The 14,882-nt window shown below is 59.7% G+C and carries 13 protein-coding genes; 6 read left to right on the forward strand and 7 right to left on the reverse strand.

Going from position 1 to position 14,882, the window contains the following annotated elements:
- Positions 1–502 precede the first annotated feature (502 nt).
- Positions 503–1,213, forward strand: coding sequence for an SDR family NAD(P)-dependent oxidoreductase (locus tag H7B90_RS03185; protein WP_185134430.1), 711 nt, complete (start codon positions 503–505; stop codon positions 1,211–1,213).
- A gap of 61 nt (positions 1,214–1,274) precedes the next feature.
- On the opposite strand, the gene H7B90_RS03190 is transcribed toward H7B90_RS03185, so the two are convergent.
- Both H7B90_RS03190 and H7B90_RS03195 read right to left on the reverse strand, forming a co-directional pair.
- The gene (locus H7B90_RS03190; protein WP_185134431.1) at positions 1,275–2,069 is read right to left on the reverse strand and encodes a nucleotidyltransferase domain-containing protein; all 795 of its coding nucleotides are present in this window, start codon (positions 2,067–2,069) and stop codon (positions 1,275–1,277) included.
- 140 nt (positions 2,070–2,209) lie between these two features.
- Complete coding sequence (locus H7B90_RS03195; RefSeq protein ID WP_311772673.1) at positions 2,210–6,190, reverse strand: carbohydrate-binding protein; 3,981 nt, start codon at positions 6,188–6,190, stop codon at positions 2,210–2,212.
- 550 nt (positions 6,191–6,740) lie between these two features.
- Here H7B90_RS03195 and H7B90_RS03200 point away from each other — a divergent pair.
- Positions 6,741–7,943, forward strand: a complete 1,203-nt coding sequence (locus tag H7B90_RS03200; protein WP_185134432.1) for an MFS transporter — start codon at positions 6,741–6,743, stop codon at positions 7,941–7,943.
- A 203-nt stretch (positions 7,944–8,146) separates the two neighbouring features.
- Complete coding sequence (locus H7B90_RS03205) at positions 8,147–9,025, forward strand: serine/threonine protein kinase (RefSeq protein WP_185134433.1); 879 nt, start codon at positions 8,147–8,149, stop codon at positions 9,023–9,025.
- A gap of 78 nt (positions 9,026–9,103) precedes the next feature.
- Here the strand turns inward: H7B90_RS03205 and hxlB are convergent, their stop codons facing one another.
- From hxlB to H7B90_RS03230, 5 genes are all read right to left on the reverse strand, one after another.
- Positions 9,104–9,661, reverse strand: coding sequence for a 6-phospho-3-hexuloisomerase (hxlB, locus tag H7B90_RS03210; RefSeq protein WP_185134434.1), 558 nt, complete (start codon positions 9,659–9,661; stop codon positions 9,104–9,106).
- A complete protein-coding gene (hxlA, locus tag H7B90_RS03215; RefSeq protein ID WP_185134435.1) occupies positions 9,661–10,302 on the reverse strand; it encodes a 3-hexulose-6-phosphate synthase in 642 nt (213 codons plus the stop codon). The genes hxlB and hxlA overlap by 1 nt, the downstream gene beginning before the upstream one ends.
- Positions 10,303–10,496: 194 nt before the next feature.
- Positions 10,497–10,844, reverse strand: a complete 348-nt coding sequence (locus H7B90_RS03220) for a winged helix-turn-helix transcriptional regulator (RefSeq protein ID WP_185134442.1) — start codon at positions 10,842–10,844, stop codon at positions 10,497–10,499.
- Positions 10,845–11,009: 165 nt separating this feature from the next.
- Positions 11,010–11,402 carry a hypothetical protein gene (locus H7B90_RS03225; protein ID WP_185134436.1) on the reverse strand — a complete coding sequence of 131 codons (393 nt, stop codon included), beginning with the start codon at positions 11,400–11,402 and terminating at the stop codon, positions 11,010–11,012.
- A 6-nt stretch (positions 11,403–11,408) separates the two neighbouring features.
- Positions 11,409–11,951, reverse strand: a complete 543-nt coding sequence (locus tag H7B90_RS03230) for a hypothetical protein (protein WP_185134437.1) — start codon at positions 11,949–11,951, stop codon at positions 11,409–11,411.
- A 158-nt stretch (positions 11,952–12,109) separates the two neighbouring features.
- Here H7B90_RS03230 and H7B90_RS03235 point away from each other — a divergent pair, with 158 nt between their 5' ends.
- From H7B90_RS03235 to H7B90_RS03245, 3 genes are all read left to right on the forward strand, one after another.
- Positions 12,110–12,796 (forward strand): response regulator, encoded by a 687-nt coding sequence (locus H7B90_RS03235; RefSeq protein WP_185134438.1) that lies wholly within the window; start codon positions 12,110–12,112, stop codon positions 12,794–12,796.
- Positions 12,793–14,133, forward strand: a complete 1,341-nt coding sequence (locus H7B90_RS03240; RefSeq protein ID WP_185134439.1) for a sensor histidine kinase — start codon at positions 12,793–12,795, stop codon at positions 14,131–14,133. Before H7B90_RS03235 ends, H7B90_RS03240 begins: the two co-directional genes overlap by 4 nt.
- A 116-nt stretch (positions 14,134–14,249) precedes the next feature.
- Positions 14,250–14,750: a VOC family protein gene (locus H7B90_RS03245; RefSeq protein WP_185134440.1), complete on the forward strand. Its 501-nt coding sequence runs from the start codon at positions 14,250–14,252 to the stop codon at positions 14,748–14,750.
- The last annotated feature ends 132 nt before the right edge of the window (positions 14,751–14,882 follow it).

Raw genomic sequence — 14,882 nt, forward strand, 5'->3', positions numbered from 1 at the left:
AGATTCTGGCGGGTGGCTTCATAGCCGGAGCGTTACGGATATAGATCGTACCGGGAAGAAGCTCCGCGGGTAACGATCGGGGCCCGACGAACCCCATTCCGTCGACGCAGGCAGGCGGATAAACTTGGGTGATTTTTCGATTAGCACCATCGAAATCATCCATGAAGATGAGCTTGTGTATGATTTTTCATACACTATTCGGGCAAGGTGCTTTATTGGAGAACCATTTGTACGATTTTTCATACACCATTCGAGCATGGAGCCTTATCGAGGAACCATTTGTATGATTTTTCTTCTACCCTTCAAGGGAGGGGCCATTTCGAGAAGGATTTGTATGTTTTTTCGTACAAGTTTCAAGCCAAGCGCCTTCTCGAGGCGGACGGTCCGAATCCAAGGCGAACAGGACCGTTCCGTTCGCGAAGGGTCATCCGCAGTAGTTTTTTTTCAGCATACTAGAACGATCATTCTCAATAAATAAACCAAATCCAGGAGGACGATAATCATGACGAACAAAATCGCGTTGATCACCGGAGCAAGCAAGGGAATCGGACTGGAAGTCGCCCGGCAATTGGGACGGCAAGGAATCGCGGTGCTCGTCGCGGCGCGGACGCAAGCGGCGGCAGAGGAGGCGGCGGCCGAGCTGCGGCAAGAAGGCATCGAGGCGACCGGCTTGGAGCTGGAAGTGACGAACGCCGATCATATCGCGAGAGCGGCCCGGTTCCTTGAGAAGGAGTACGGCCGGCTGGACATTCTGGTCAACAACGCGGGCATCTTGGCGGAGAAAACGGATTACGACGGCGACGCGTTCCGGGACACGTTCGAAGTGAATACGTTCGCGCCTTATTTTCTCACGGAAGCGCTGATGCCGCTGCTGCTGAAGAGCGAGGCGGGCCGCATCGTCAACCAGAGCAGCGCCCTGGGCTCGATTCAGTTCCTGCTGACCAACGAGGTCGCGCAGCGGCTCGCCACCCCGGCCTATTCGGCTTCGAAGGCGGCGCTCAACATGCTGACCGCGTATTGGGCGCAGAAGACCAAGGGGACGAATCTGAAGGTGAATTCCGTGCACCCCGGCATCGTCCGGACGCGGATGGGCGGGGAGAAGGCGGAGCTCACTCCGGAGGAAGGAGCCGTCACCGCGGTTCGCCTGGCGACGATTCCCGAGGACGGCCCGACGGGCGGCTTCTTCTACCTGGATAACCAACTGCCCTGGTAAAATGCCGGAGGGAGCATCGAATGGAGCGCCCGCGTCACGCGAGCGCTCGTTCGCGTATAGTCTAATCTCTCGATATCGAAGCATAGACCCGATCGAGGTAGGCGACGGCCGCTTCCTCGGCATCCTGCCTGCGCGTCCATTCCCGATCGCGCGGTCGAAGAAGCCGGTAAATGCGGATGGCTGCCCGCAAAGAGTTGTAACAGCTCTCGGCATCGTAGGAAGGAACCGTCGCTTCAAGCTCCAAGGCCGCGTCGGGGACCGACTGCTCGAGCTTCCTCACTCCTCGGGGAGGCTGCCCGTGCTTGGCTAGAATGAGCGGTCCCAATACCGTGGCGCGGATATAACCGATCAGATCGATCAATTCGAATAGTTCGCCTCTCCCCAGCTTGGTCGCGCCGTAATGAACCCAGATCCAGAAGCGGTCCTCGAGCCACTGGGAATCGGGGGAGGGGGAGGAAGGCTGCGTTCTCCGAAGGATTGAACGAATCTCTTCCCCTCTCTCCCATAGAACGAGAGGGTCCTCGATTCGTCGTTCGAGCTCTTCGGGCGTAACGAACTTGAGATCCACGTGCAAGAGGGGCGAATCGTATAAGCAGATCAGCAAACGCGGCTCTCCGACATGTTCGCCGGTGAATGACGATAGCAAGCTTCCCAATTCGGCCGCTATGGAGGCGCGCCCGCTCATGACTTCTTCCCGGCTGGCGGCATCGTACACGACGATCAGATCCAGATCGCTGAATTCGTCCATCGTACCGGTCATCATGGAACCGCCCGCCAGGAGCCCGACGATCCGGGAGTCCTGACGGAGTCTTCTCTTGGCGTTCTCGATAAACTGCGCATAATCCGGCGATATCATTCGATACACCCCTAAGGATAGGACCCATGAAAATGGGTATTACGCCATCATATCACCGGCTTGAGGCCAAGTCAAAGGAAGCCGACAAAGGACACCCTCGCGGGTGTCCTTCGCCGTTCGAACGGCTTTGCCGGCCGGGATTACCAGTTGTTCCCCGATACCCGGATAACGGTGAAGTTCGGGGACTTGCTCTCCCCGTAGATAGCCGTAATGCCGGGATTGTTCACCTTGACGTTGGTGAAGCTGGCCGATCCGACGACCGGTCCTTGGCCGTCTTCGGCCTTCGCCACGAGCTTGATGCCGTAGCGGGTCGGATTGTTGATCGTGATGTTCTCCAGGCGGACGTTCTGCATCGGCAGATTCTCCGGAGATTTGGTCTGGAACATCAAGCCGAAGTAGACCGGGTTGTTGATATCGACGTTTTTGACAAGGATGTTCTTGAAGTCCCGGTCCCCGCCGAAGAACCAGATCGCGCCGAAGTTCTGGTAATCGTTGATCTTGTCGTCGGCCCCGACGCTGGTCCAGAAGTCGCCGCCCGTGCGGTCCAGCGTGACTCCGTCGATCACGGTATCTTGCGCGCCGAATCCTAACGTGTTGTAGCCGAAGCTCAGGCTGCTGACGGTGACGCCCGGATACGTCAGCGTATCCGCGCCGTACAGGTTCTGGAACAGATTGTCCTGGCCTCCATAGACGGCGAAGGCGGCCGCGCGGCGAACGTTGACGGCGGTCAGGTTCGTGTACTTGTTGCCCACGTTGTAGGAGCCGCCGGCGTCGATCGCGCTGAAGAGGGCGAACGAGTCGTCCCCGGTTCCGCGGGCGTAGTTGTTGTCGATGACGTTATAGGACGAACCGTTGGTCATGTTGATGCCGTCGGCGAACATGTTCTTGATCCGGTTGTTCTTGAACGTGTTGTACGAGGAGTTCACGCCCCAATACAGGCAGACGAAGTGCTCGGCCCAGACGTTCTCGACGGTGACGTTCTGCATGCCGTTGCCGTCGATGAACTTGCCGGGTCCGTCGACCCGGTAGACGTAGTTGCCCCAGGCGGACAGGTTCTTGATGGTCGAGCCGTTCGCGGCGGAGCCGATGTTGAAGCCGACGTCGGTATTCGTCTGGTTCGCCGGAGCGACCAGCTTGGTGTGCCAGGGGCCCGCGCCGATGATCTCGGTCGCCCGTCCGTACAGGAAGATCTTGTTCGAGATCGTCCATTCGCCGGCGGGGATGAAGATCCCCTTCTTGGTCGAATCCTGCCGGAATTCGGTCAGCGCCTGCTCGATCGACTTCGTGCTCGACACTTGAACGTATTTGCTCGGATCCGGGTTGGAAGCGGGCGGCGCGACGTTCTCCGTCTCGATCATGTCGACGTAGATCCACGGCACGTCCCCGGCGTCCTTCTGAATCCGGATCTTCGTGCCGGCCGGATACACTTGGTCGAGCAGGAGCTGCGAATCCTCGTAGAGCCAGTACGCCTTGGAGCCCGAGTTGTCGTAGCCCAGCCGTCCGAGCGTGCTCGGCGTCGCGTACACGTAGGAGAACTTCGACGTGACGTTAAAATTGCCTTTGTCCACGCCGTCCGCGTAGACGCTGATCGTCCCGGTCGTGTTCTCGGCGACCGCGTTGCGCAGAACGAACGCGTTGGCCGGCGAGGGGAGCGTGAACTCGACGTATTCGCCGTTCGCGTCCAGATACACGGCCGAACGTCCGGAAGCTTCGCCCGCGAAGTCGCCCGGCGTGAAGTTCGGGGCGAGCCGCGTGCCGTTCGTGCTGTTGGAAGAAGCTTCGGCTTCCAGGATGGCGAACGGCATATTGGCCCCTCGGCCCGAGTACAGGCTTGACGTGCCGACGTTGTTCGCCTGCTTGATGGCGACTTCGTTCGCGTCCGCCGCGACCGTCGTCGTGACGGTGTAGCTGCCGTTGACGGCCGTCCACGTGCCGACGTTGACGTTAACCGAAGCTCCCGCGGCCAAGGTCCCGTTGTAAGATCCGTTGAAGGTCTGCACGGTGGCCCCCGCGGCGTTCTTCAGCACGACCGTGACGGCATGAGCGCCTCCGGCCGAAGCGAGGTTGCCTTGGTTCTTGAGGTTCACGGTGAAGGCGACGGTATTCCCCGCGCTCGGATTGCTAGGCGTCCACGAGGTCGTCCCGATCAAGTCGGAGCTCTGAACCTGGCCGACGACCAGCTGCGAAGGAGCGGTGTAGCTGTTGTTCGAATTGTCGGTCTCGACGACGGCGTTATTCTCGTCGACCTTGGCGGCGACGGCATAAGAGCCGGCGTCCTTCGCTCCGATATTCGCGGAGACCGTCGCGGACGCGCCGGCGGCGAGAGCGCCGACGGAAGCCGTTCCGGCCAGGGTGCTGCCGAGATAGAAGTTCACGCTCGTGGCCGGGGAAGCCAGAGTGCCGGCATTCTGAACGGTGGCGCTAAGCGTGATGGCGTTGGTCTCCACCGGAGAAGCGGGCGCCCAGGTCAGGCCGGTCACCTTGAGGTCCGGATTGGGGGCCCAGGTGCCGAGAATCTGGAACTCGGCCGCTTGCCCGCCCGGCGCGCCGGAGTTGGCGGTGAACCGCAGCTGCACGCTGCTCGCCGTCGCGTTCACGGGAATCGTCACCGTGTTCTGCGAGGACGGGTTGAACGTATACGAGGCGGCGGACACCAGGTTCCCGAAGGTCGACGAATTCTGGTCGCGCCCGAGCACCTGGATCGTCTGCGTGCGCGTCGCCCAGGCGCTGTCCGGGTTCAGCTTGACGACGACGGACGCGACGTTGGCGTTGGCCCCGAGGTCGACGGTCAGCGTGCCCGGATGGCCGCTCGCTTCCCAATAGGTGCTCGTATCGTTGTCGTTGGCGTTCGCCGCCGCGAAGGTGAAGGTAGAAGACGAGGCCGTAATCGGCTTGCCGACGGCGAGGTTCGAGCCGGTCCCGCCGCCCGATCCCGTCCGCGTGACGGAGTTGCTCGGCGCGGAGACGTTGCCGGCGGCGTCCTTGGCGACGACGTAGTAGGTCACCGTCGCAGTCGCGGGCTGGCTGTCCGCGTAGGAGAGCGTCGAGCCGTTCACGCTGCCGCGAAGCTGGCCGTTCGCGTAGAGGTCGTAGCCGGTCACGCCGACGTTATCCGTCGAAGCGCTCCAGGTCAGGTTGATCGTGCCGGAAGCGGGCTGCGTGTAGGCCAGGTTGGACGGGGCGGAGGGAGGCTGGTTGTCGACGGGGGAACCGCCCTGGACGAAGTTGATCCAGTTGATGTTGAAGTCGTATCCGCTGGCGTAGACGCGCAGCGTCTGCGGTCCGGCGTTCAGCGTCACGCTCGCGGTGACGGTCTGCCAATTCTGCCAGCCGCCGGTGTTCGGCACGCTGGTCGCGGCCAGAGTCGTCCCGCCGGACTGAAGCTGGAGCTGGCCCGTCGCGGCGTTGCTGGCGACCCGGTATTCCACCGTGTACGTGCCCGCGGTCTGCACGTTGACGCTGTAATCCAGCCAGTCGCCGACGTGAATCCATCCGACGTTAAGACCCCCGCCGGTATCCGACGTCGTCTCGGTCTGGATGCCGTTCATCGCGCTGTAGCTCTCCGCTTCGATCTTGCCCGGAATGGCCGAAGGCGCGACCGCGGCTGCGCCGTACACCTCGAGCTCGGAGATTTGCCCGGCCGGCCAGCCCGTATTGGCGGTAACGACGACCCGCACGTAGCGCGCGCTAGCCGCGGCGAAGTCGATCGTCGCCTTATTCCCGGCGTTCGGGTCGAACGTATAGCTGGCCGAAGCCTTGAGATCGGAGAAGCTCGTTCCGTTCGCGCTGCCTTGAACGGAGAGGGTCTGCGACCGGCTCTCCCAGCCGGACGGCAGCTTCAGCACGACCTGGTCGATCTGGACCGCGCTGCCCAGGTCGACTTGAACCCATTGCGGGAACGCGTTGTTGACGCTCTCCCAATACGTGCCCGCGTTGCCGTCCGTCACGTTGGACGCGACATAGACGTCGGCGTGGCCGGACTCGGAGGCGGGTTTGCCCGCGGCCAGATTCGGTCCTCCGGCCGCCTGGGCGGTCTTAGGCAATCCGAACGAAGTGAGGAACGTTCCTGCGAGCAAAGTCAGGATGCACACCCAAGCGACGATTCGTCTTTGCCTTCTCACGAATTTCAGTCTCCCTTCGGAATAGAGTTGCCGCATTTCGAATTGGCTTGCCGCGTGTTCGAACCCAATCCCTTCCGACGGCCGTCGTCGAATGTAAGCGGTGTCATTATGGCGCGCATCCCTCCTCTCCATGGGGTCATGATCGAGCGTTGCATAGAGATCATAAGGCGGCCGGGCTTCCGGAGGAAGGAGCGATTCTATCGAAATCGTGTGCAGGATTATGATTCGACGGCGGTCTTGCACGGATAACAGGCGGACTCTACTCGATCTTCCTCGGCCTTGTCCTTGTTGCATCCCCTCGAAGGGCTATGTTAGGATGGAGTCAAATTCGTTGGAGGTACTCCCGTTGACCCATTCGATGCGCTTACGGTAACTCGAGGTACGGAACGAATCGACTCAACCCTTTGGAAGAACGGCTATGGGTGGGTTTATTTGTTGTGTGCCTTTTTTTGTTGCCGATCGGTCGAATGAGTTTTTTTGTGCTGCTCTAGATAGGGCGGCTCATAACGGGCGTCGGGCAAGACGCTTGAACGATAAGGAGACTGCAACGATGAATTTAAAGTGGAAAAAAACGTTCTCGATCATTTTCAGCGGACAAATCTTCTCGATATTAACATCCTCGATGGTTCAATTCTCGGTCATTTGGCATCTGACGGAGACGACGGGCTCCGCTGGGGTGCTCATGATAGCCGGGTTGGCTTCCTTCCTCCCCCAAGCGCTATTGGGACCGTTCATCGGAGTCTGGCTGGACCGATGGAACCGCAAACTCACGATGATCGCCGCGGACGGCGCCATCGCGTTCTTCAGCCTGTTGCTGGGCGTCTTCTTCTATCTGGGTGAACCCAGCTTGGGGGTCGTGTACGCGATTCTTATGATTCGCTCCGCGGCTTCCGCCTTCCATGCTCCGGCCTTCCAGGCGGCCATTCCGCTGATCGCGCCCGAAGAGCAACTGACCCGCGTGGCCGGGTGGCACCAGATGGTGTTCTCCTTCTCCAGCGTCGTCGGGCCTGCGCTCGGTATCGCGGTCTACTCGGCCTCCTCTCTCGGCACGGTGCTTCTGCTCGACGTGGCCGGCGCGTTGTTCGCCAATCTCATGCTGCTGTTCGTCGCCATCCCTCAGCCGAAGCCGGAGGCCGCCGAGGCGCCTTCGTTCCTTATGGAATTCAAGCTCGGCTGGCAGTCGCTCATCGCCGAGAAGCCGATCGTCGCGATCACGTTCGCCACGACGATCTTCGGGATCGCGTTTATGCCGCTCGCCACTCTGTTCCCCCTGATGACGCTGTCGCACTTCGGCCTTGGTGGGTACAGCGCGAGTCTGGTGGAAGCCGTCTTCGCCATCGGCATGATCTTAGGCGGCGCTCTCTTGTCGGCGCTCGCCTCCAAGTGGAAGGACACGACGTATATGAGCCTGAGTCTGGCCGTCATCGGCTTGACCTGTCTGATCAGCGGAGCGTTGGGCGGCGGAGCCTTCGCGGTCTTCGCGGTATTGTCGTTCTTCATGGGCGCGGCAGGGCCGCTGTTCAACGGACCGTACATGGCCATGATCCAGAGAGCGTTCGAGCCGGAGAAGCTAGGTCGAGTCATCTCGCTCGTCACGAGTCTCATGCTGCTGTCGTCGCCGGTCGGTCTCGCTCTGGCCGGACCCGTCGTCGAGAGATACGGGGTCCAGTCGTGGTTCCTCGGGGCGGGGGTCGTCATCGTCCTGACCGGAATTTATATTTTCGTCCGATTCCGTCGAACGAACCTGAAGTAACGTACGGTTGGCGCTGGGATCCCGTCGGGAATCGTCTTCATCGCGGTGGATATTTGAGATAAAATGGGGCATGAACCTGAAGGCCCGAAGGGAGCGATGCGCTATGACGAGGAAATACGAGATCAAGAGGGCGCAATCGAATAGGGGACTGCGCATATAGCCCGGTAAACTGCGCCATTCCCCGGATAACGAGAGGGAATGAGATGATCAAGTATACGATCGGCGAGGTCGCGTTCCATCTCCGGGAACCGCACGATCTGGAATGGCTGACGTCTCTCGGCCGAGTCTGTCGAGCGTTCGACCAGCAGGATTCAGGCAATATCGCCTTCGGAGTGGAGAAGGAAGGCCGAAGGTTGTTCGTCAAATACGCGGGAGCGCGGACGATGGACTACATGGGGGACCCGCGGGACGCGGTGTCTCGGCTGGAGGAGGCCATACCGCTCTATTCCGTGCTGGAGCACCCGCGCTTGATCCGGCTGATCGATCATTTCCGCACCGCCGGCGGCGGCTATGCGGCCGTCTTCGAATGGTTCGAAGGCGAGTGCCTGCATTCGCACTGGTCGTTCGCGGGAGCGGCGAAGTACAGCCATCCCGACTCGCCGTTTTACCGGTACCGGCAGTTGTCCTTGGAGAGGCGGCTGCGGTCGCTGGATGCCGTTTTTTCTTTTCATGTCCACGTGGAATCCCAAGGGTATGTCGCGGTCGACTTCTATGACGGCAGCATTCTGTACGACTTCGCGAATCAGGAGACGAAGATCTGCGACATCGACTTCTACCGGAAGGCTCCTTCCGTGAACGACATGGGGGAGAGCTTCTGGGGGGCCGCGAGGTCGAAGGCGCCGGAAGAATTCGAGCTGGGCGCGCCGATCGACGCCCGAACGAACGTATTCACGATGGGGGCGATCGCGTTCGGCCTGCTGGGAGGAGAGACGGATCGCTCGTTCTCCAAGTGGGAAGCGGGAAGACCGCTCTACGAGGTGGCGCTAAGAGCGGTGAGCTTGGATCGCGATTCCCGGTTCGACAGCGTGAGAACGTTCAAGGCTTGCTGGGACGAAGCTAGGAGTAGAAGCCGCATTCCGTAAGCGGAATCGCAAGGAAGAAGAGGCCCGGCGTTCGAGAGACGCGGGCCTCTTTTGCATTTTGCATTGTGGAAAAAAAGGCTATTCCAGATTCGCATGCCGGCTGAACATCGCTTGGGAGTCCAGGGAGCGGAGCTCCATAAGCCTTAGGACGACGGCATCGAAGAACAGGAACAACGATTGCTCGAACAAGGAGCCCATCGGTTGAATGGTATCCTGCCCCGAATGACTTCGCTCCTTGGGCGATCCGGGAAGAACGACGGATACGTCCGCCATTCGGCCGATCGTCGATTCGGCCGACAGGGTAACGGCGGCCACGGAGGCCCCGAGGCTTAGCGCCTTCTGCGCCATCGGAATCAGACTTCTCGTCTCGCCCGAACCGGAACCGATCAACAGCAGATCGCCTCGGGACAGACCGGGAGTGACCGTCTCGCCGACGACGTAAGCTTCCAAGCCGAGATGCATGAGCCTCATGGCGAACGACCGCACCATCAGTCCCGAGCGTCCGGCCCCCGCAACGTAAATTCTGCGCGATTGGAGAATTCGCGTAATAAGAGCTTCGGCCTCGGCATCGGAGATCGAGTCTGCGACGCGGCTTAATTCGCTTTGAATCCTGGCCAGGTATTGAGCCGTCCGCATCAGGCGGAAGCGCCTTGTTTAATCATTTTTTGCATTTCGGCGGCGACGGCTTTCTTATCCGGCTCCCCGGTAATTCCGCCTCCGACGATGACCAGATCGGGCTCGGACTGGATGACATCGGGAAGAGTGCTTAATTTGATTCCTCCGGCGACGGCGGTTTTCGCTTGTTTGACGACGCGTTTGATCGTCCGAAGGTCTTCGAAGGAATTTCGGCCGACGGCCTGCAGATCGTAACCCGTATGCACGCAGATATAGTCCGCGCCGAGAGCGTCCACTTCTTGCGCCCGTTGCTCGAGATTTTTCACGCCGATCATGTCCACCAGAATCTTCTTGCCCTGCTTCTTGGCTTCTTCGACGGCGCCCTTGATGGTCATATCCTCGGCGACGCCCAGAATCGTGACGATATCCGCGCCGGCCTCGGAAGCCTTCATGACTTCGTATCCCGCGGCATCCATGACTTTGAGATCGGCAAGAACCTTCAGATGGGGGAAGGCGTTCTTGACTTCCTTCACCGCCCGCAGGCCTTCGTTAATGACGACCGGCGTGCCGATCTCCACGATATCGATATAAGCTTCGACTTCCTTGACCGCCTCGATGGCTTGGGGAATGTCGACCAGATCCAGCGCCAACTGCAGCTCCATATGATGCACGCTCCTTGGTTTGAGAGGATGTAGGACAAGTCGAGATTCATTCTAGTCTCTCGCATGCATAATGAAAAGTACGCACTGTTAGGGAACGTAGTACCTCGAAGGATACTATTGGACGATAGAACCGGAGGCGGTTCGCATGCGAATGGGTCATCCGCAGAAAAAAAAGGACCCGGTTGCCCGAGTCGTCAGCGTTGCTTATCCGTTTGGATTGCAGGAGGGGTGTCCGGAGGCAAAGCCGGGTCTCCGGGATCGGCGGACGTCCAGTGCCGCAACCCCCAGCTTGCCATTACATCCAGAACTTCTTTCAGAGTTTGGCCGTATTCCGTTAAGGAGTATTCGACCTTGGGAGGAACCTGGCTGAAGGCTTTGCGGCTGATAATGCCGTCTTCCTCCAGCTCTCTTAACTGTTGAGTCAGCATTTTCTGCGTAATGGCGGGCATCTCGCGCCGCAATTCGCCGAATCTCTTCACGCCATCGGTCAGGTGGCACAAGATAACCGGCTTCCACTTGCCCCCGATGACCTTAAGCGTCATCTCCACCGAACGTTTGAATATCGGGTCTCCCACGTTGAAGGCACCTCTGGATTGAATTGGAGTCGTTGTTGTACGCCGGAAGCACTCGACTCTTGATTATACAAAGTTCGGCGGCGTCTGTCACAGTCGGGAGGGTTCAACGCCAAGCTGGGAGAGGACCGTAATTCATCTTTGCCGGCTCAGAGCCTTCGCGATTCCGCCCACGATAAGACCCCAGATCGCATTGATCGCCAAGACGCTGACGATCGCAAGGGGGTTCGTCAGAGGCCCCTGCAATTTCCCGTCGATGAGGGGAGACGCGATGCCGCTCAGAACGATGGCGAGCGCCGCATAGCATAACCCCGCGCCGACGAGTACGGTCACGGGCGAAGAGACTCTCTTCGCGAGGACGATGGCCAGCCAGGCCAGCGAGATCAGGACGGTCGTCAGAATGCTGCCGAAGGCTTGACCGATCAGCTCCATGACCCCCGTCATCTTCATAATCGGCCGAATCAGCGCAAGCGCGCCCAATCCGAGGATAAGAAGGCCGTTTTCTTTAACGATGCTTTTCGCGTTCAAATTCGATCAGCTCCTCTTCGATGTTGGGGACGGGCCCGGAGCCCGTCTCTTCTTGATCTTCCCGAACGGTTTGAAGTACGTAATGAAAACCATAAGCAGAAGACAAACTAAATTGAAGCCCGCCGTGACGAGCATGGAGGTCCGCGTCGACCGGTAAGCCGGGTCCCGCATGGCGGCAAACCCCGACTCCCGGACCAGATCCCCAAGCGATTCCGTCCAATCGTTGAGGAAGAAGATGCCGATCAAGATCGTCGCCACGGTCAGCGTCAGCTTGATCGCGACCCAGTAATGCTTGACGAGCCCCCATTGCGTCCATATGGATAACAGGATGCCCGTCAGCAAAATCAGCAGAGCGGGATACTTCAGCAAGTTCTCGTCGATGACTTCCATGCTGGCGAGCGTATACGTTAGCTGATCCCCATTGGCCGAGCTGCCCAGATAAATGCCCAGAAGCAGCATCCCGAACGTACCGCCTGTCCAGGACGCCACGGCGATCACGTGAATGGCGACCAGCAGCTGTTTGCTTTTCTGACTCAGCCGATAAGCCATGAAGCAATTCTCTCCTTCCGTCTTCAGCTACCGATCACTTTACCAAACCCATGTTGCGAACTTATAACGATCGTTTGCGAATGTCGTGATCTTTATCCGGTCTCTCCCGGTTCCGTCTATAATGACAAGGAGAGCATCGAGAGAAGGGAGTGCCGCTCATGGCCGAAACTCTATTATTGGCGGACGACGAAGAGAAGGTTCTCGAGTTCATGAGTTCTTTTCTAAGAGAGGAAGGATTCCGGATCGTCACGGCCCGGACGGGGACGGAGGCTCTCGCCCTGGCGGACAAGGAGAACCCGGCGCTGGTCGTGCTGGACTGGATGATGCCTCAGATGAGCGGACTCGACGCGTGCCGCGAATTGCGGAAGCGAAGCCGGGCGGGCATTATCATGGTCACGGCCAAGTCGGACGAGATGGACAAGATCATCGGTCTTGAAGTCGGGGCGGACGATTATATCGTGAAGCCGTTCTCGCTAAGGGAGCTGCTCGCCCGTATCCGCTCGGTGCTTCGCAGGCTGCAGGACAGTCCGGCTGCCGAAGAACATCTGGTTCGCGGCGACCTGATCATCTCTAGCTCGCAGCACCGGGTCTGGAAGCGGGGAGTCGAGATCGGCATGACGCCGACCGAATTCAAGCTGCTGCTGACGCTCGCCGTCAAGCCCGGGATCGTCTACAGCCGTCTGCAGCTGCTCAAGGCCGCCCTTGACGACGATCTGATCAACGTAGAGAGAACGGTAGACGCCCATATCAGCCGATTGCGGAAAAAAATCGAAGACGATCTATCGAATCCTAGATATATTGAGACCGTGTACGGGTTCGGCTACCGCTTCGGGGGCCAGTCGTGAAGCTCCATCGGAAGATCTTCTGGACGATGGCGGTAACGGTCGTGGGGATTAGCGCCGTCTTTATCGCGCTGACCCATTATGTGACGCAGCGCGCCGTCGGGGCCAGCATCCACGCGGCGAGAGCGGAAGAAGCGGCGTCTCTCGCGTCCCGGCTGTCCGACTATTACGCGAACCATAATCGGTCCTGGGAAGGGGTCGCCCGACTGGATCTGTTGGCCTCGATCGATCGGGACCGGCCGAGCCTGCTCGTGCTGGACGAAGAACGGCGAACGGTCCTGCATCAAGGCGATTCCCCGCCGAAGCAGATCGCCCGTCTCGGGGTTCGGGAAGACCTCGCCCTCCGGGGCGAGCCCATCGGGCGACTGTACTATTACGACCCGGAAGTCGCGTATTTCAACAAAATCATGATCGGCATCCCGATCTCCGTCCTCTTCGTTCTGATCGGCAGCGGACTGCTGCTCATTCTGATCACTCTCGTCATCGCCTACCGCCTGTCGCGGTGGCTGGCCTCTCCGCTCCGGGCGCTCCTCCCGCCGATCGAACGGCTGGGAAGAGGGGAGCTTGGCGTGCAGGCTCCCGTCGACGCGAACGACGAGTACGGGCAGATCGCGTCGGCGTTCAATCGAATGTCCGCGAAGCTGGGGGAAGCGGAGAAGCTTCGCCGGAATCTGTCCGCGGATATCGCCCACGAGCTTCGGACTCCCCTCACCATCATCGGAGGGAAGCTGGACGATCTGCAGCAGCGCGGCCGGCCGGTTCCCCCCGAGACGCTGCTGCCGCTGCAGGACGAGCTCCTACGGCTGAACCGGCTGGTCGAAGACTTAAGAACCTTATCCTTGGCGGAAGCGGGCCAACTGCGCTTGAACAAGCAGGACGCCGACATGGCGGATCTGGCGCGGCGGATCGTTCAGGCCTTCGAGCCGCTCGCGGAAGAGAAGGGGATCGCGATTCGATTGGATGTCTCGACCGACCGGACAATCTTGTTCATGGACCCGGGCCGCATGAAGCAGGTTCTCGTCAACCTGCTCGCGAACGCCATTCGATATACGCCAAGCGGGGGAACGATCGAGGTCAGGCTCGAGAACGACGCCGACCGACGGCTCGCGATTGCGGTGGAAGATTCCGGGATCGGGATCGCCCCGGAGCATCTGCCTCATCTGTTCGACCGGTTCTATCGAACGGACGAGGCGCGGGACCGAGACGGCGGGGGAACGGGCCTGGGCCTTGCGATCGCCAAGCAATTCTTCCTCTCCCACGAAGGAACGATCGAAGCGGAGAGCCGGTTGAATCGCGGGACCCGCTTCATTGTTCGGCTGCCCTATTTAACCGTTCCTTAACCGATCGTCCGCTCAGACGAACCGGAGCCGCGTTCAATCGAGCAATCCGGAAGAAATGCCGGGCCGCTCGATAGGCTACAATGAGGGTAGACGATAAGGCGAAGGAGGAGATTGGAATGGGAAGCAAGATTCAGAGAATCACCCCCAACCTGTGGTTCGACTCTCAGGCGGAAGAGGCCGCCAAGTTCTATACGTCGGTATTCCCGAATTCCGAGATCGGAAGAATCGCCCGTTACGGCAAGGACAACCGCGGCGGTGCCGCCGAAGGATCCGTCATGACCGTGGAGTTCCGGCTGGACGGGCAGCCGTTCGTCGCCTTGAACGGCGGGCCGCACTTTACGTTTAACGAGGCGATCTCCTTCATCGTCCATTGCGACGACCAAGACGAGCTGGACTATTACTGGGAGAAGCTCGCCGAGGGCGGGGACGAGCGGGCCCAGGTGTGCGGCTGGCTGAAGGACAAGTTCGGCGTGTCGTGGCAGATCGTTCCGTCGCGGCTGTCCGAGATGGTCAGCGGCCCCGATCCGGAGCGCTCGGAGAGAGTGATGAAGGCGCTGCTAAGGACGAAGGCCAAGATCGACATTCGCTCGCTGGAGCAGGCATACGAGGGAGAGTAAGGCAAGGAGAAGGGATGACGGCCATCTTCTTCGTTCCGAAGCGCGATAAATCCGAAGCTTAGAACGGCAAAAACCACGGGCTAGCGCCCGTGGTTTTGTTCACATTATAGAATTTATCCTGAATTTCGAAAG

Origin of the sequence: Cohnella xylanilytica (assembly GCF_014212175.1) — a bacterium.
Classification (GTDB): domain Bacteria; phylum Bacillota; class Bacilli; order Paenibacillales; family Paenibacillaceae; genus Cohnella; species Cohnella xylanilytica.